Origin of the sequence: Cupriavidus oxalaticus, from assembly GCF_004768545.1 — a bacterium.
GTDB lineage: Bacteria > Pseudomonadota > Gammaproteobacteria > Burkholderiales > Burkholderiaceae > Cupriavidus > Cupriavidus oxalaticus_A.
Window position 1 is genome coordinate 882683 of the sequence record NZ_CP038636.1, and the last position, 18470, is coordinate 901152.

Below are 18470 nucleotides of genomic sequence, written 5' to 3' on the forward strand. Positions count from 1 at the left end.
GCGTAAGCGCGATGAAACCATCCACCTATCGTCCTGATGCCTACGTGAAAGCACCGCACCGCATCGTCATCGTCGGCGGCGGTGCGGGCGGGCTTGAGCTGGCCACGCGACTAGGCAACACGCTCGGCCGGCGCCGAGAAGCCGAAATCACCCTGATCGAGAAGAACCGCACCCATGTGTGGAAACCCAAGCTGCATGAGATCGCCGCCGGCAGCATGGACATGAGCGCGCATGAGGTGGGTTACCTGGCGCAATCGCACTGGCACCACTTCCGCTACCGGGTTGGCGAAATGGTGGGCCTGGATCGCGACCGCCGCAAGGTGCTGGTGGCCCCCTATGTCGACCATGATGGCCAGCAGATCACGCCACAGCGCAGCTTTGCCTATGACACGCTGGTCATCGCCGTCGGCAGCCAGAGCAATGACTTTGGCACGCCGGGGGTGTATGAGCACGCCATGCGACTGGAATGCCCGGCCGACGCACTGCGCTTTCACTCGCGCATGGTCAACGCCTGCATCCGCGCGCATGCGCAGGCCACACCCCTGCTACCTCAGCAGTTGCATGTCGCCATCATCGGCGCCGGCGCCACCGGCGTGGAACTGGCTGCGGAGCTACATCGCACCACCCGCGAGGTGGTGGCTTTCGGCCTGGACCGCGTTGACGCCGACAAGGACATCCGGGTCACGCTGATTGAGGCCGCGCCACGGGTGCTGCCGGCCTTGCCGGAGCGGCTTTCGAAGGCGACGGAAGATCTGCTGCGCAAACTTGGTGTGGACGTGCTGACCGATGCGAAGGTAGCGCAAGTATTACCCAATGGCGTGCGCCTGGGCGATGGCCGTGTGCTGCCGGCAGAACTGGTGGTGTGGGCCGCCGGCGTCAAGGCGCCCGACTTCCTCAAGGATATCGCCGGCCTCGAAACCAACCGCGTCAACCAGCTGGTCGTCCAGCCGACCTTGCAGACCAGCCGCGACCAGAACATTTTCGCGATCGGCGACTGCGCGGCATGCAGCTGGCCCGGTGCCAGCCAGGGCAAGGGCGGGCTGGTGCCGCCGCGCGCGCAGGCGGCGCACCAGCAGGCTTCGCACATGGTGAAGCAGATACGTCGACGCATGGCGGGCAAGCCGCTCGCCGCCTACAAGTACCGCGACTTCGGCTCGCTGGTGTCGCTGGGCGAGTTCAGCACCGTGGGCAGCATGATGGGCGGACTGATCGGGGGCAGTCTGATGATCGAGGGGATGTTCGCGCGGCTGATGTACCTCTCGCTCTACAAGATGCATGAACTGGCGTTGCATGGCTTCACGAAAGTCGCGCTCGACACGCTGGCGCGCTCGATCGTCCGGCGTACAGAACCGCACGTCAAGCTGCATTGAACGCAACGCGCTCGTCAACCTTTGCACGCACGCGCTCGACTCCATGACCACTACACCTACGCCCGATCCCAGCCGCTGGATCACCGAGCTGTTCAGCGCACAGCAGGCCATGCTGCGCACGTTCGGCGTCGAACCGGCCCCCGCCTCGCAGGATGCCCCGCCGGCGCCGGTTTCGCTGCTGTCTGCGGCACGCACGCTTTGCGCGTGGCGGGACCATGCGCTCCGGCAAATGGCGGCGTTCTGGCCGCCGGTGGGCGCTTCCGATGTCGCTGATCACGCCGATCGCGCCAGCACGCAGGACCGCCGCTTTGCCGCAGAGGCATGGCGCTACGACCCGCGTTGCGAACTGGTTGTGCGCCACTACCAGAGCTACGCGGCGCGGCTGCGCGATGCCATCGACGAAGCGCCCGCCGATGCGCAGACCAAGGCGCAGTGGCAGTTCGCCCTGCGCCAGGTGCTGGACGCGCTCAGCCCCGCCAACTGCCTGGCCACGAATCCGGAAGCGCTGCAGCTCGCGGTGGACTCCGGTGGCGCAAGCCTGGTGGAGGGCATGCGGCTGTTCCTCCAGGACCTGGCCAAGGGCCGCGTCTCGATGGCTGACGAGCAGGCCTTTGAAGTCGGCCGCAACGTAGGCGTTACGCCTGGCGGCGTGGTATTCGAGAACGCGCTGATGCAGCTTATCCAATACTCGCCCGTCACGGAGAAGGTTCACAAGCGGCCGCTGCTGATCGTGCCACCCTGCATCAACAAGTTCTACATCCTCGACCTGCAGCCGGAGAACTCGTTCGTCGCCCATGCCGTGGCGCAGGGGCACACGGTGTTCCTGGTGTCGTGGCGCAACGTCTCCGACGCGCAGGGCCACCTGACGTGGGACGACTATCTCGAACAGGGGGTTCTGCGCGCGATCGACACGGCGCGGGAGATCAGCCGGGCAGATCGCGTCAACACGCTCGGCTTTTGCGTGGGTGGCACGTTGCTGGCCTGCGCGCTGGCGGTCGCTGCGGCGCGCGGCGAGGACAAGGTGGCAAGCGTCACGCTCCTCACCACGATGCTGGACTTCCATGACACTGGTGAGATTGGCCTGCTCGTCAACGAGGCCATGGTTGCCGTGCGCGAGGCGACCATCGGCCGCGGCGGCCTGCTGCGCGGGCGCGAGCTGGCCCACGTGTTCGCGGCGCTGCGTGCGAACGACCTGATCTGGCCCTACGCCGTCAACAGCTACCTGAAGGGAACGGCGCCCCCGGCCTTCGACCTGCTGTCATGGAACTGCGACGACACCAACCTGCCCGGCCCAATGTATTGCTGGTACTTGCGCAACGCCTATCTCGAGAATCGCCTGCGCGTGCCCGGGGGCACCGTGCAGTGTGGAGAGGCGGTGGATTTCTCCCGCGTCCGTGTGCCCGCCTTCCTCTATGCCTCGCACGACGACCACATCGTGCCTTGGGGCAGCGCCTTTGCCACCACCCGCCTGCTCGGTGGGCCGACGACCTTCGTGTTGGGCGCCAGCGGCCACATAGCCGGCGTGGTCAATCCGCCTGCCAGACGCAAGCGCCACCACTGGATCGGCAAGAACGACAGCAGCGCACAACGCTGGCTGGACGGTGCCGAATGCGTCGAAGGCAGCTGGTGGCCTGCCTGGTCGGAATGGCTTGGCCAGCATGCCGGACCGGAAAACGCCGCGCGGCGCTCGCTGGGTAGCGCCGCCTACGCGGTGATCGAGCCGGCGCCCGGCCGCTATGTCAAAGAAATAGCCAGCTAGTGGCTGTACGTCAGTACCTCAATTTTTTTCACGCAGGAGAATCGTATGGAAGACGTCGTTATCGTTGCAGCGGCCCGAACTGCCGTCGGCAAGTTTGGCGGATCGCTGGCCAAGGTCGCGGCACCCGAGCTGGGCGCTACCGTGATCAGGGCGCTGCTTGAGCGCAGCGGCCTGCAACCCGAGTTGGTCGACGAAGTACTGCTTGGCCAGGTGCTGACCGCGAGCAACGGGCAGAACCCCGCCCGTCAGGCCGGCATCAAAGCGGGGCTGCCCGTCGGCGTGCCCGCCATGACCGTCGGCAAGGTGTGCGGGTCCGGCCTGAAGGCGGTCCACCTGGGCGCCCAGGCCATCCAATGCGGCAACGCGGACATCGTCATCGCCGGCGGCCAGGAGAACATGAGTGCCGCGCCGCACGTGCTAGTGGGATCACGCGACGGCCAGCGTATGGGCGACTGGAAACTGACCGACACCATGATCGTCGATGGCCTGTGGGATGCCTTCAACCAGTACCACATGGGCACCACCGCCGAGAACGTGGCGAAGGCATACAACATCTCGCGCGCCCGGCAGGACGAGTTCGCGGCCGCCTCGCAGCAGAAGGCCGAGATCGCGCAGAAGACCGGCAAGTTCAAGGACGAGATCGTCCCGGTCTCAATCGTCTCCAAGAAAGGCACGGTAATCTTCGACAGCGACGAGTTCATCAAGCACGGGACAACGGCCGAAGCCTTGGCTGTACTGAGGCCGGCCTTCGACAAGGCGGGCACCGTCACGGCCGGCAACGCCTCGGGGCTGAACGACGGCGCGGCAGCGGTCCTGCTGATGTCGGCTGCCAAGGCGCACGAACTGGGGCTGACGCCGATGGCCCGCATCGCCGCCCACGCGTCGGCCGGGCTCGACCCCAGCATCATGGGCATGGGCCCGGTGCCCGCCTCCCGCCGTTGCCTGCAGAAGGCTGGCTGGAGTGTCAACGACCTGGACCTGATGGAGATCAACGAGGCGTTTGCGGCACAAGCCTGCGCGGTCAATCAGGAGATGGATTGGGACACACGCAAGATCAACGTCAACGGCGGCGCCATTGCCATCGGCCATCCGATCGGCGCGTCCGGCTGCCGCATCCTGGTCACCCTGATCCACGAAATGCTCCGCCGCGACGCCAGGCGCGGGCTGGCCTCGCTCTGCATCGGCGGCGGCATGGGCGTGGCGCTGGCGATCGAGCGCTGACCCGCATCAGTACGGCCTTCATTCCATCGATTCCATTGGAAAACACAGCAATGAACAAGCAACGCGTAGTCTTGATCACCGGGGGCATGGGCGGCCTGGGAGAAACCATTTCCACCAAGATGGCCGAGGCCGGCTACAGGGTGGCGGTGACTTATTCCCCTGGCAACAAGAGCCATGGCGAGTGGGTACAGCAAATGAAGGTGCGCGGGCATGACATCCTGGCCGTTCCGTGCGACGTGGCCGACATCGATTCGTGCGCGCAAGCCGTGGCCGCGGTGGCGGAACAGGCCGGCCCAATCGACGTCCTCATCAACAATGCCGGCATTACGCGCGACATGACCTTCAAGAAGATGGACAAGGTGAACTGGGACGCCGTGCTGCGCACCAACCTGGACAGCCTGTTCAACATGAGCAAACAGGTCGCCGACGGCATGGTCGAGCGCGGCTGGGGCCGGATCGTCAACGTGTCGTCGGTCAACGGCTCGAAAGGCGCCTTCGGCCAGACCAACTACTCGGCGGCGAAGGCCGGGGTGCATGGTTTCACTAAGGCGCTGGCGTTGGAAGTGGCCAGGAAAGGCGTCACTGTCAACACCATCTCGCCGGGCTACATCGGCACGAAGATGGTCACCGCTATTCCCGAAGAGATCTTGAGCACGAAGATCCTGCCGCAGATCCCGGTGGGCCGCCTGGGCAAGCCGGAGGAAGTGGCAGGCCTGATCATCTACCTGGCCTCGGACGAGGCGGCCTTCGTGACCGGCGCCAATATCGCCATCAACGGCGGCCAGCACATGCAGTGAGCCAGCGGCGCAGCGATGGCAGCTATTCAACAAGACGCGACGAGACCTGGCAGGAGACAAAGATGAACAAGATGGTGATCGACCACGAGGCGCTGATCCAGCAGTTTGCGCAGGCTTCGGCGCAACAGGGCGAGTCCCTGCGCCAAGCGGTACACGAAGCGACCCTCAAGGCATTGCAGGGTCGCGACCTGACGGTACACAGCATTCAGGACGTACTGAACGGCATCACCCAGGCCGCTTCGGCCGGGGCGGCCATGAGCGGCCTGGCTGGACCCGACCTTGAATCCATCCTGGCCGGGACGGTTCAGGGCATGGACGACGCCCTGGTGCAGGCGGTGGAAGCGAATCGCCGCGCGCTGCAGCAGATCGTCGACCAGGGCGCGCAACTGCGTGAGGCACACGTGAAGAAGGCATTGTCCGATATCGAGAAAATGGAAGACCTGCTGTTCTCCACCCTGGGCAAAGCGATCGGCGAAGCGGCGCAAACGGTCCAGGGGCCATGGTCGACCGTGCTGGAGGGCATGAAGCTCAAGGGCAGCGCGACTGGCACCAGTGCCGCCGCGGTCATCGAGCAACTGACCAGCCAAGCCCGCGCCATGGCGCGCGAGGGCCGTGCGCTCGGGCAAAGCACCACCGAGGCCTGGCTGCAGCACTACACCACCCTGGTCACCGGCGTGCTTATCGGCATGTCGAATGGCCTGAACGGGAATGCGGCTCCGCGCAAACCCTAACAGTGGCGTCGTCGCGCCATACGCGGCAAACGGACGCTGCGCTATCGCGCAGCGCCCCATTTACCTCGACGGAGGAGACCCGGACACATGGATCCCATCCTGCTGGCACGCATGCAGTTCGCGGCCAACATCACCTTCCACATCCTGTTCCCGACCATTAGCATCGGCATGGGCTGGCTACTGCTGTTTTTCCGCTGGCGCTATCTTTCCAGCGACAAGCCAGTGGTCCGCCAGGCGTGGCTGAACGCCTATCGCTTCTGGACCAAGGTGTTTGCCCTGACGTTCGCGCTTGGCGTGGTCAGCGGCATCACCATGAGTTTCCAGTTTGGCACCAACTGGCCGGGGTTCATGGAAACGGTGGGCAATGTCGCCGGCCCCCTCCTCGCGTATGAGGTGCTGACGGCATTCTTCCTGGAAGCCGGCTTTCTCGGCGTGATGCTGTTCGGGCACGGCAAGGTGAGCGAGCGCGTCCACCTGATGTCGACCTTCTTCGTCGCGTTCGGCACCACGCTCAGCGCCTTCTGGATCCTGGCCCTGAACTCCTGGATGCAGACCCCGCAGGGCTACGAGATCGTCAATGGGGAGTTCCATGTCAGGAGCTGGATCGAAGTCATCTTCAACCCCTCCTTCCCTTATCGCCTTGCCCACATGCTGCTGGCATCCGCACTGACCTGCGCCTTCCTGCTCGCCGGCCTGAGTGCCTGGCAATTGCTCAAGGGCACCGGGCAGCTGTCCGCCCCCAGGGTGCTGCGCGTCGGGCTGACGCTCGCCGCCGCCGCCATTCCGCTGCAGATCGCTGTCGGCGACATGCATGGCCTGAACACCCTCCGACACCAGCCGCAGAAGATCGCGGCAATGGAGGGCGTCTGGGACACTGAGCGCGGAGCGCCCTTGCTGCTCTTCGCAATACCCGACGAGACGTTGCGGACCAACCATGCTTCGGTCGGGATCCCGAAGCTCGCCAGCCTGATCCTGACGCATCGCCTCGACGGCGAGATTCGCGGCTTGGACACCTTCGGCCACGCCCATCCGCCCGTGCTGCCAATGTTTTTCGCGTTCCGCGTGATGGTCGGCGTGGGCGTGCTGATGCTGGCGGCGAGCTGGCTCGGCTGGTGGCTGTACCGCCGCGCTGCCTGGCAGCCCCAACGCCTGCCGCGCGCACTGCTGTGGGGGCTTGCAGGCATGACATTCTCCGGCTGGATTGCCACGGTAGCCGGATGGTATGTCACGGAAGTCGGACGCCAGCCCTTCATCGTCCACGGACTGGTGCGCACTGCCGACGTGGCATCGAACGTGCCGGCCCCGCATATCGCCCTGACGCTGTCGCTGTTCGTCAGCGTCTATCTCGCGCTGATCGTCGCCTATGTCAGCGTGCTGAAGTACCTGGCGGAAAAGCCGGAGGAAACGCCTGCAAGCGACCCCGCCCAGCAGCCCTCCATACCGTCTGGCACGATACCGCCGCGGATCTTGCCGAGCGGGAGCACATCATGAGCTGGATGCGTTTCGACGACGCCCTGCCCGTCATCTTCATGGCATTGATGGGCCTGGCCATGCTGGTCTATGTGATCAGCGACGGCTACGACCTCGGCGTCGGCATGCTGATGCACCGGGCCACGCCCGCCGAAAAGGATGTGATGGTGGCCTCGATCGGCCCTTTCTGGGACGCCAACGAAACCTGGCTGGTGCTGGGCGTCGGCATCCTGCTAGTGGCTTTCCCCAAGGCGCACGGATTGATCTTGACGGAGCTCTACCTGCCAGTCACGCTAATGCTGGTCGGCCTGATCCTGCGCGGCGTAGCCTTCGATTTCCGGGTCAAGGTGAAGAGCGCGCGCAAGCCGACATGGGACAGACTTTTTCTCGCGGGTTCTACCATGGCCTCCGTTGCACAGGGCTGGATGCTGGGCCGCTACATCAGTGGTTTTGGCAACGGTTGGAACTACCCTCTATTCGCGGCCGCGATCGCCGCCGCGCTGCCGATGGCCTATGTGCTGCTTGGCGCGTGCTGGCTCATCATGAAGACCGAAGGCGAGTTGCAGCAGCGCGCCGTGCAGTGGGCGAAGACCGCATGGCTGCCGATGGCATGCGGGCTTGCCCTGATCTCCGTGGCGACGCCATGGATCAGCGCCGTCGTCCGGGAACGCTGGTTCGTACTGCCGCAGATCATTGCATTGCTCGCCATCCCGATGGCGACCGGCATCATGCTGATGGCAGTGCGCCTGCTGCTGAACACCCGGTTGGTGCGTGGGCCGGTCGCCTGGCTCCCCTTCGTGTTGCTGATCGCCGTCTTTGTGCTCAGCTTCCTCGGCTTGGCCTACAGCATCTTCCCCTTCGTCGTGATCCACCGCCTGACGATCTGGCAAGCCGCCAGCAGCCCGGAGGCCCTGCGAGTCATCCTGGCTGGCGTTTGTATCTCGGTACCGGCCATCGCCGGCTACACCGTGTTCTCATACCGCGTGTTCCGTGGCAAGACACGCGCACTCCGCTACGCTTAGGCACCCATGATGCTGCATCGCCACACAACGCAAGATAGTGGCCCGGGTTATTACCCGGGTGCCGGCTGGCTGGATTCCGGCAGTACACTGCAACATCCTGACTTGCGTCAGAACGAACAAGCATTCATCGACCCCAACCTCGGGAATTCACTATCCGGCGAGTCCAATGACCGCGGAGAAAGGGCACGCGACATGAATCGTGGCCGTATGCGCATAGGCATCTGGGGCAGCATGGCATTGGCGGCGATCGCGCTGTCCGTGTGGCTCGCCTATGCCATGGCGTTGCGCGCCGGCCTCGAGCAGTTGCGCGTCGCCGGGCAGCATCGCCTCGATGTCGTCGCCGCGCGACTGGACGGCGAACTGTCCCGCTTCGATTACCTGCCCTCGCTGCTCGAGTCCACCACGGATGTCTTCGAACTGCTTGCCCGGCCCGACGACGCGTCGCTCAAGCAGCATGTTAGCGGCTACCTGCACGGCATCACCGCAACCGCCGGTGCCGACAACCTGTACGTCACTCAGCGCTCCGGCATGACCCTTGCCGCCGCAGACTGGAACCAGCCGGGTACGCCGGTAGGCGCAGATCTGTCGTTCCGCCCGTATATGCGGGATGCGCTGGAACACGGGTATGGTCGCTTCTACGGCGTGGGGTTTACCTCCGGACGTCCCGGCTACTACCTTGCCTTTGCCCTGCGGCAGGACGGCGTGCAGCGCGGCGTCGCCACCGTCAAGGTCAACCTTGACGCAGTGGAACGAAACTGGGTCCAGATCCCGGGCAAAGTGCTTGTGGTGGACGCCCGCGACGTCGTGATCCTGGCCTCGCTGCCGCAGTGGAGATTGCGTCCGCTGGCGCCATTGACGGCAGCCATGCTGGCCGAGGCCGCACGCGCGCGCACCTATGGCAAGTCGGACCTGATGCCGCTGGACTGGCAGGTCCGCTCCCGGTTGGACCAACATACCACCCGCGTACGCCTGGACAGCGTGGAGTACCTCGCGTCCGAACGCACAGTGAACCACGGCCTGTGGCGAATCGTGCTGCTGGACGACGAGCTGCCGGCGCGCACCCTCGCCCGCAACGCCGCCATCGGCGCGCTGCTGGCCGGCATGGTGCTGTTTCTGCTGATCCTGGTGGTGGCGCAGCGCCGGCGAGCCGCCCAGCAGCAAATGGCGGCGCAGCGCGCGCTGCGTGAGGCGCACGACAGCCTGGAGGGCAAGGTGCTTGAACGGACCGCCGAGTTGCGGGCGCTGCAGAACGACCTCGTCCACGCCGGCAAACTGGCTGCACTGGGACAAATGTCCGCCGGGATCGTGCATGAGCTGAACCAACCCCTGGCGGCGATGCGCACGCTGTCTGACAACGCCGCGGTGTTACTGGAGCATGGCCGGTTCGGCGATGCCGCTGGCAACCTGCGCCGCATCGCCAACCTGATCGGGCGCGTGGCCCGACTCACCCAGCAGCTCAAGGCCTTTGCCCACAAGACCCAGGCGCCCTTGCGGCCGGTCGCGATGCACCAGGTGATCCAGGACGCGTTGTTTGTGGTGACCGCCCGCTTGCGCGAGCTCGATGTCAACGTCGACGTCGCGGCGACGAACGACGACTTCTGCGTCCTGGCCGACGAGCCCCGGCTGGAACAGGTCCTGGTCAACCTGTTGGGCAATGCCGCCGACGCCTTGTCAGGTGCCACCGTGCGGAAATTGGAGATCGGCATGGCCCAATGCGAAGGCCAATGCGTACTAACCATCCGCGACTCCGGACCAGGCATTCATCCAGACGTGCTTCCGCGGCTGTTCGAGCCTTTCGTGACGACCAAGCCGGCCGGCAAGGGTCTCGGACTCGGCCTGATGATCTCGGCGCATATCGTGCGCGAGTTCGGCGGTCGCATGTATGCCCAAAACCTGCCGCCCGGAGGCGCCGAACTCGTCGTCGAACTACCGCTCGCGCCGCCGACCCAAGGGGAACATCAATGAGCGACACCCATCCCATCCGCGTAATTTTCGTCGAGGACGAAGAGGATGTGCTGATTGGCAGTTCGCAGGCGCTCGAACTGGCCGGTTTCACAGTCGACGGGTTCGCCTCCGTAGAGCAGGCGCGCGCCAGCGTCAGCATCGGTGTGCCTGCCGTAGTGGTATGCGACGTCAGGCTGCCGGGCATGACCGGCGTGACCTGGCTCAGCGAGCTTCAGGGCATAGACGCCGACCTGCCTGTCATCCTGGTGACAGGCCATGGCGACATCTCCATGGCCGTGCGCGCCATGCGCCAGGGCGCATACGACTTTATCGAGAAGCCGTGCTCATCCGACCACCTGGTGTCCGTGGTCAGGCGGGCTGCCGACCGGCGCAAGCTGAGCCTGGAGGTGCTGGGCCTGCGCGAGCAACTGGACGGCTGGCGCGGCATCCAGGCGTGCCTGATCGGCCGTTCGGCCCAGATGGAGCGCGTGCGTCGCGCGGTCCGCGCGCTTGCCGATGCGCCTGCCGACGTGGTGATCTACGGCGAGACAGGCACGGGCAAGGATCTCGTCGCGCGCTGCCTGCATGACCACAGCGCACGGCGCGCCGCCAATTTTGTGCCGTTGAACTGCGGCGGCCTGCCCGAGTCGCTGGCCGAAAGCGAACTATTCGGGCACGAGGTGGGATCGTTTACCGGCGCGACACGCCGACGCTGCGGCAAGTTCGAGCACGCCCAGGGTGGTACGCTGTTCCTCGATGAAATCGAGAGCATGCCATTGTCGGTACAGGTCAAATTCCTGCGCGCGCTGCAGGAGCGCTCTATCGAGCGCGTGGGATCGAATGAGCCCATCCAAGTCGATTGCCGCGTGATCGCCGCCAGCAAAGAAGATCTGAAGCTTCTCAGCGAGCAAAAGAAATTTCGCGCTGACCTGTACTATCGCATCGGCGTCGCCTTCATTGACCTACCACCATTGCGTGAGCGCCGTGAAGATATCCCGCTGCTGTTCGAGCATCTGATCCTGCAGGCGGCGACACGCTTTGGCCGTCCGGCACCCGTGCTCGAGAGCGCCCAGTTCGACCTGCTGCTGTCCCATTCATGGCCCGGAAACGTGCGCGAACTGCGCAACGTCGCAGACCGCTTCGTGCTCGGGCTGCTGTCTGACGACTTCGACCTGCACCACAGCCACGGCGAACGGTGCCACAGCCTGCCCGAACAGCTCGAACAGTTCGAACGTGTCGTTGTCACGGAAGAACTGAAGCGCCACAACTTCGACGTTGCCGCTACCGCGACAGCGCTTTCCGTCCCCAAGCAGACGTTGTACTCCAAGCTCCGCCGGCTCCATATCGCCTATGACAAGGAGCAGTCGGAAGAGTGATCGTCGTGCATGAGCCACCGGCTGATGCCACCGATCCGAACTGCGAATTCGCGTGATCGCGGGCTCGTCGGCTCGATGCATACACGCGTTCGCGCTCATCCCGCGGGCCCGGCGCAGGCCCGCTGTTCAGACCCGCCGTTTCGGGTCATTTCCACAGGGTATTTCTCATGCTTTACCAACTCCACGAACTCAAGAGCGCGATGCTGCTGCCCCTTACTGCCCTGGCTCAGGCATCGTCGCGGACCTTTACCAACCCGCTCAGTCCTCTCTCACTGACGCCGGGTGCCAACAGGCTGGCAGCCGGCTACGAGTTGCTGTACCGGCTCGGCAAGGACTACAAGAAGCCGGCTTTCGACATCAGGTCGGTGCAATGCCACGGGCGGGAAGTTCCTGTCGTGGAGCAGGTCATTGTCGAGAAGCCCTTCTGCCGATTGCTGCGCTTCAAGCGCTACGCCGATGATGCCGCTACCATCCAGCTGCTCAAGGACGACCCGGTGGTGCTGGTCTGCGCACCATTGTCCGGCCACCATGCCACGCTGCTGCGCGACACCGTCCGGACCTTGCTGCAGCACCATAAGGTGTATGTGACGGACTGGGTCGATGCCCGCATGGTGCCGGTCGAAGACGGTACCTTCCACCTCACGGACTATGTGCATTACGTCCAGGAATTCATCCGCCACATCGGCGCGGACAACCTGCATGTCATTTCCGTCTGCCAGCCTGCCGTACCCGTGCTGGCGGCGATCGCATTGCAGGCATCGGCCGGCGAGACCACACCGCGGACGATGACCATGATGGGCGGACCGATCGACGCGCGCCGCAGCCCAACCGCCGTGAATGCGCTAGCGACCGACAAGTCATTCGAATGGTTCGAGAACAACGTGATCCATACCGTGCCGGCCAACTATCCGGGTCATGGCCGCAAGGTTTATCCGGGGTTCCTGCAGCACGCCGGCTTCGTGGCGACGAACCCCGACCGGCACCTGTCAGCGCATTACAACTATTATCGCAATCTTGTCGACGGAGATATGGACGATGCGGCGGCACACGTGCGCTTCTACGATGAATACAATGCCGTCCTCGACATGGCCGCCGAGTATTACCTGGATACGATTCGCGACGTGTTCCAGGAGTTCCGGCTGGCCAGGGGTACCTGGGAGATTGCAGGTAAACAGGTGCGCCCGCAGGACATCAGAGAGGCCGCGTTGCTGACCATCGAAGGGGAACTGGACGACATCACCGGGTCAGGCCAGACCGCAGCGGCGCACGACTTGTGCTCGGGCATTCCCGGCACGCGCAAGCAGCATATCACCGCCGCCGGGTGCGGCCACTATGGCATCTTCTCTGGCCGCCGCTGGCGCGAGGAGATCTATCCGCAGCTGCGCGGCTTTATCGCCAGCCATGGGTGAAAGCCAGGATCAGGATCCGGGAATGCCGCCTTGCCGCTATGGCGACAAGGCACTCCCTCTAGCACTAATGCAGTTCGGATAAGCATCGTCGCCCCGGCGAAGGCGGCAACCCAATGACTTATCCCGAAGGGGACATGAAAGACGCTGAATTCCCGCCCTCGCTGGAATGACGGACGCCGTTAAAATCATATTTTGACGGCATTATCCATACAGCACTGCCGGTTATCGGGGCACAAAGCAGAAGGACGGAGGCGAGGCTCCGTCCTTCTGTCCCGGTTGTGCCCCAGGCTATTCCGCCCGTTCCGGCATGGCGCGAATCAACTCCTCGAGCTGGGCACTCATGGGCAAGCCGAGCCGCTCGCCAGTGGGCAGCTTCATCATGAACCACTGCTTATACAGGCGTTCCAACTCGCGCGACGCCGCCAGTTCGCGGAATGTCTTCTCCACCACCGCGGCGAACTGCGGATCGCCTTTGCGATACATAATCCCGTACGGATCGTAGGAGAGGAAATCGGAGGTCACCCTGAACTTGCCGCGTTCCGGACCGCCGCTAAGAAGACCATGCAGCAATGCATCATCCCCCGCGTAGGCATCGGCGCCACCGTGCTGCAAGACCCGAAACGCATCGCCATGATCGCTCGCCCGGATGATCTTGAGTTGCAGGTCGAAGCGATCCGACAGCCGTTCCAGCGCTTCCACGTTTGTGGTGCCACCGGTCGCCACCACGTATTTCCCTTTCAGGTCGTGCAATGTCCTGATCGGCGAAGTTTTGGGCACCATCAGCTTTGTCCCGGCCACAAAGATCACCGGGGAGAACGCCACACGTTGCATGCGCTCGGCATTGCGGGTGGTCGAGCCGCACTCCAGGTCGATCTTCCCCGACGAGATGGCGTCAAACCGGTTCTCCGAGGTCACCGGAACCCACCGGATACTCACCTCGCGGCCCACCTCCGCGGCGGAGACTGCCACGATCGCACGACAAATATCGATGGAATATCCGATCGGGTTGCCCGAACGTCCCAGGTAGGAGAACGGCAGCGACGACTCTCGGTAGCCAACCGACAGCGTTCCGCCCTCCTTTGCTTTCTTGAGCGTGCCGGAAAGTTCCCCTGGCTGCTGTGCGGACGCCGGAGCGGCAGAGAACATCGCGCACAGCGCCACGATGGATAAGTTCGCGGCATAGCGACGCAGGCTATCCACAAGTGATTTGATCGAGAGCATTGGCACTCCTTCAATGATCATTTGGCGCAATGGCACGAAAGGCTAGGCCGGCGCGCCTTTCATACCCGGGCCGTGTCCGGCTTTCCGAGCGAAGCGCCGGCTTCCGGCACGGGACTTGCGCGTTCGTCTTCCAGCCTGGATTCCGGCGCGAGCTGCCCCTCCCATTTCGCTACCACCGCGGCCGCGATCGAGTTGCCTACGGCATTGGTCGCGGAGCGCCCCATGTCGAGGAACTGGTCGACCCCCATTATCAGCAGCAGCCCGGCTTCCGGAATGCCGAACTGATTAAGCGTGGCGGCAATCACCACCAGCGATGCACGCGGAACCCCGGCCATGCCCTTGGAGGTCAGCATCAGCAGCAGCAGCATCGTGATCTGGGTGCTGACGGGCAGGTGAATGTCATAGGCTTGCGCAATGAACAGCACCGCGAACGTGCAGTACATCATGGTGCCGTCGAGATTGAACGAGTAGCCCATCGGCAGCACGAAGCTGGAGATCTTCCTGCCGACGCCGAACCGGTCCAGAGCGTCTAGCATCTTGGGGTAAGCGGCTTCCGAACTCGCCGTGGAGAAGGACAGCAGGAATGGCTCGCGAATCAGCCGGATCAGCGTGAACACCCGCTTGCCGAGAAAGAAGAGGCCGGCGAGCACCAGCAGGCCCCACAGCACCACCAGGCCGAGATAGAAACTGCCCATGAACTTCGCGAAGGTGAGTAGAATCCCCAGCCCCTGCGTGGTGACCGTCGATGCGATTGCCGCAAACACGGCAATGGGCGCCATCCACATCACCGCGCCGGTGATCTTCAGCATCGTCTGCGCGAGATCGTCGATCACGCCGGCCAGGCGCTTCCCGGTTTCGCCAAGTGTCGACAGCGCGGTGCCGAAGAAGATCGAAAACACGACGATCTGCAGGATTTCATTGGTCGCCATGGCTTCAGCCACGGATTTCGGCACCAGGTGCGTAATGAAATCCTTGAGCGTGAAGGCGTTGGTCTTCAGGTTGGTAGCGGCCCCCACGTCCGGCAGCGGCAGGCCGATATTGACGCCCGGATGTAGGACCGAGGCCAGGATCAGCCCCAGCGCAAGCGAGATGAACGAGGCCACGATGAACCAGCCAAGCGCCTTGACGCCGACCCGGCCGACCGTGCTCGCATCGCCCATGTGTGCAATGCCCACCACCAGCGTGGAAAACACCAGCGGCGCAATGATCATCTTGATCAGCCGCAGGAAGACATCGGTAAAGATCGAGATATAACCGGCGATCTCCTTGGCCGTCCCCGGATCCGGGAAGGCCTGGTGGCAGCTATAGCCGACGATGACACCGAGAATCATCGCGAAAATGATGTAGGTAGTGATTGGGCGCTTTTTCTTCATGGCTCCTCCTTGGATACTCTCGAGCCTGCTATCCGAAGGTGTCGTCTTCAGAATGTTTCAGGCGAAATGGTCCGCCGCGATCCGGACTGGGATCGCGTCCTGCTTATCTGGCGACGTCATGGAACAAATGCGGCTGGCGAGCAATCGGTAGACCCCTTGCGCCAGGCGCTTTCAACGAACTCCCGTTTGCGTGTCGTGCGGGGCTACAGCTCCGGCAATCTCACTGGAAGCTGCCCACGTCGTCGAGCATCCAGCGCTGCGCCGGGACCACGGTGTGCGGCGGCGCGCTACTCTCCACATCGAACTCGATCATCCTTGCGCCTGGCACAAAGTGGCCGCACGATTGACGCCACGTGGCATCCGGCCACACCATCTCGACCGACCCGTCGCACGGGTGATAGACGGCGCTGTACAACGTTCCATGTCCGCGCCCGTATGAGGTCTGAAACAATGGTGGCCTCAGCAGCGCGCGCAGCACCGACCTGGATTCATCGGACTGCTGCACCGCCGCGGCCAGGGCCTCCTCGCGGGTTTCCGCCAGCGTTGCATTCGCATGTGCGGCCCATTCGACGCCGTGCTGCAGATTGCTCACTGCCTGCTTGCGCACCACTTCGATCGGCCGGTCCGGCGTTACGAACACGGTTGCCCACTGCGCGCTGCGGTCAAGGAGGCTCACGGTGTAGCTCATATGCACGGGGATGCGCGACAGGATTTCCACCGCGGCGCCGACGTCCTCCGCGAATTCCAGCACGTAGCGCAGGACCAGCGGAATGCCGAAGCCATTGCCGACTGCCTTGCGCCCGCCGAACGACAAAGACGCCGCGAGGCCGCTCTCGTTGATGCCGTCCAGCGCTCCCCAAAGGCAATCGTTGACCGCCAACACCCGTCGGCCGTGCCATCTGGAAGCCAGCCAGACGCCTTCAAGCAAAGCCGGCGCGAAGTCGTAGTTGCGCAGCAGTGCCGGCGTAGCGCCCGCCACGTGGTTGCCAGGCAGCGGCAACCACACCGCCTGGGAACACCCAGCGATATACGGCGGTGGCCCCCACATTGACAGGAACCGCGCCTCCAGGTCACCGCCGCCGGCGAGCTCGACCAGCCGCTCCCAGCTCGGCACCAGTTCCGGCATGTGATCACGCAGTGCCCGGCGACACGTCAGGAAGCCGGGCCGAGCGCGATCGCCATCGCGCAGATACCATTGCCGGTATCCTGGCCAGAACTCCCGGAAGATGTTCTGCCATCGTTGCCCGGGCAAGTCCTCGCTGATTGCTTCGAAAGTACAACGCATTTCGTCTTGCCCCCGCGTGGCTGGATTTACAGAATCTTGAACGCACCAGGCTGCGGCGCCAGCTCCGCTTGGGCGGACACCAGCGGCTTGGCCCCATAGTATTGCTTGATGCCACGGATCCAGTGGTGGGCGCGCTCATTGAGCCTGAACTCATCATTCATCGAGCGGCCTCGCGTAATCAGGATGCCGAGATCGGCGCCTTCATAGCGATAGTCGCCCGGCCCGGTGATACGCAGGAAGAACGCTTCCCGTTCGGTCTCAATCTCGCGCCGGTTGGAATCGAAGCGATGGTAGGAAACGGACCCGTCTGCGGCCATGCGATAGATGCCAGATGGCGGCGCGTGGGTAACAACGTCGACATTGTCCTCGGTGTACTTGATGACCAACTGGGACCAGCCGTCGATAAATGACTTTTCGGCCCAGCGCTCATTGAGTTCGCGTACGTTCAGATCGAACGGCACGCCCGAGAACTCGAGCAGGTGGAACAGGAACAGCGGTGCGTCAGCGTAGGCGAAGGCAGCGTGATTGGTCATCGGACTGGCGCCGCAGATACGCGGATTCAGCTCGCCGAGATAGACTTCCCCGGTGTCGACATCGATCAGGAAATCGAGGTCGAAATACCCGCGATAGCCCTCCTCCAGCAACTGGTTCCCGAAGCGGAAGGCCATGTCGCGGGCCTTCATCCTGACTTCTTCCGAAAACGCTCCGGGGAAGATCTCATTGCCGCACCACCCGCCCTTGTACGGAGTCAGCTCACGCGCGCCAACGACCTCCGTCAACAGGGGGCCAACCAGCGTGCCGGACTGCGTCGCACACGCCTCCAGCGTCGCACCGCGGCAGTTGATTCGCTTCATGATCTTCACTTCCGGATCATTGACGATTTCGTCCTTGTGCTTGTTGAAGTCGTCTTCGCTGGAGATGAAGAACGTGGTGTGGCCGGAATCCCCGAACGCGCTTTGCACGACCAGGTCCTTGCCCAGCCCGTGGCGCTCCGCGATCTGCATCAGGTGTTCATAGTTGTCGACCTTCTCCAGCGCATTAGGCACCGAATGGACGCCGGCCTTGTTGCCGATACGAACGGTCTCCATCTTGTTGTCGCAACGGCTGCGCAACGCGGCCGGAGGAAACCAGACGTCGAGCCCCAGCTCGTCGGCAAGCTCCTCTGTCCTCTCGTCGAACATCAGGAAGGTGGCGGCGGGCCGGCCTCCGCGCTGCTCGATCATTTCCACCACATCCTTATGCTGGAGGAGGTAATTGTTGATGTCCTCGATTGACGTAAACTCCTCGTGGGGAAGCTCCGGCGGCACGAAGACATTAGGATGGCGGCCATCGAAGCAATCGATGTAGTTCACATACTTGAAGCGATTCACCCACTGGTCAATGCCGAGGAGATTGAAGTTGGTGGCGCTGATGAAGTAGATCGGCTTCTCGTTGCGATGGAACATCACGCGCAGATCTGAGACGTTACGGACTTTTTGCATCGCAGCTTTCT

At 63.6% G+C, this 18470-nt stretch carries 14 protein-coding genes; 10 read left to right on the forward strand and 4 right to left on the reverse strand.

The window, feature by feature from the left end:
• Positions 1-11: 11 nt before the first annotated feature.
• The 10 genes from E0W60_RS32105 (at position 12) to E0W60_RS32150 (ending at position 13099) form a co-directional block, all read left to right on the forward strand.
• On the forward strand, positions 12-1370 hold the full coding sequence (locus E0W60_RS32105; protein ID WP_135706877.1) for an NAD(P)/FAD-dependent oxidoreductase: 1359 nt from the start codon (positions 12-14) through the stop codon (positions 1368-1370).
• A gap of 43 nt (positions 1371-1413) precedes the next feature.
• The gene (locus tag E0W60_RS32110) at positions 1414-3129 is read left to right on the forward strand and encodes a PHA/PHB synthase family protein (protein ID WP_240746032.1); all 1716 of its coding nucleotides are present in this window, start codon (positions 1414-1416) and stop codon (positions 3127-3129) included.
• A 45-nt stretch (positions 3130-3174) separates the two neighbouring features.
• Positions 3175-4350, forward strand: coding sequence for an acetyl-CoA C-acetyltransferase (locus E0W60_RS32115; protein ID WP_135706878.1), 1176 nt, complete (start codon positions 3175-3177; stop codon positions 4348-4350).
• Between the two features lie 50 nt (positions 4351-4400).
• Positions 4401-5147, forward strand: coding sequence for an acetoacetyl-CoA reductase (gene phbB, locus E0W60_RS32120; RefSeq protein ID WP_135706879.1), 747 nt, complete (start codon positions 4401-4403; stop codon positions 5145-5147).
• Positions 5148-5218: 71 nt separating this feature from the next.
• A complete protein-coding gene (locus E0W60_RS32125; protein ID WP_240746033.1) occupies positions 5219-5878 on the forward strand; it encodes a DUF6781 family protein in 660 nt (219 codons plus the stop codon).
• A gap of 87 nt (positions 5879-5965) precedes the next feature.
• Positions 5966-7369 (forward strand): cytochrome ubiquinol oxidase subunit I, encoded by a 1404-nt coding sequence (locus E0W60_RS32130; RefSeq protein ID WP_135706881.1) that lies wholly within the window; start codon positions 5966-5968, stop codon positions 7367-7369.
• Positions 7366-8370, forward strand: a complete 1005-nt coding sequence (locus E0W60_RS32135; RefSeq protein ID WP_135706882.1) for a cytochrome d ubiquinol oxidase subunit II — start codon at positions 7366-7368, stop codon at positions 8368-8370. The genes E0W60_RS32130 and E0W60_RS32135 overlap by 4 nt, the downstream gene beginning before the upstream one ends.
• A gap of 6 nt (positions 8371-8376) precedes the next feature.
• A complete protein-coding gene (locus E0W60_RS32140; RefSeq protein WP_135706883.1) occupies positions 8377-10335 on the forward strand; it encodes an ATP-binding protein in 1959 nt (652 codons plus the stop codon).
• Positions 10332-11690 carry a sigma-54-dependent transcriptional regulator gene (locus E0W60_RS32145; protein ID WP_135706884.1) on the forward strand — a complete coding sequence of 453 codons (1359 nt, stop codon included), beginning with the start codon at positions 10332-10334 and terminating at the stop codon, positions 11688-11690. The genes E0W60_RS32140 and E0W60_RS32145 overlap by 4 nt, the downstream gene beginning before the upstream one ends.
• A gap of 167 nt (positions 11691-11857) precedes the next feature.
• Positions 11858-13099 (forward strand): polyhydroxyalkanoate depolymerase, encoded by a 1242-nt coding sequence (locus tag E0W60_RS32150; protein WP_135706885.1) that lies wholly within the window; start codon positions 11858-11860, stop codon positions 13097-13099.
• 288 nt (positions 13100-13387) lie between these two features.
• On the opposite strand, the gene E0W60_RS32155 is transcribed toward E0W60_RS32150, so the two are convergent.
• The 4 genes from E0W60_RS32155 to E0W60_RS32170 form a co-directional block, all read right to left on the reverse strand.
• Positions 13388-14320: an amino acid ABC transporter substrate-binding protein gene (locus tag E0W60_RS32155; protein ID WP_205751676.1), complete on the reverse strand. Its 933-nt coding sequence runs from the start codon at positions 14318-14320 to the stop codon at positions 13388-13390.
• Between the two features lie 59 nt (positions 14321-14379).
• Complete coding sequence (locus E0W60_RS32160; RefSeq protein WP_240746034.1) at positions 14380-15693, reverse strand: dicarboxylate/amino acid:cation symporter; 1314 nt, start codon at positions 15691-15693, stop codon at positions 14380-14382.
• Positions 15694-15913: 220 nt separating this feature from the next.
• Complete coding sequence (locus E0W60_RS32165) at positions 15914-16978, reverse strand: C45 family autoproteolytic acyltransferase/hydolase (protein WP_135706886.1); 1065 nt, start codon at positions 16976-16978, stop codon at positions 15914-15916.
• Positions 16979-17004: 26 nt separating this feature from the next.
• The gene (locus tag E0W60_RS32170; protein WP_135706887.1) at positions 17005-18459 is read right to left on the reverse strand and encodes a biotin carboxylase; all 1455 of its coding nucleotides are present in this window, start codon (positions 18457-18459) and stop codon (positions 17005-17007) included.
• Positions 18460-18470: the final 11 nt, after the last annotated feature.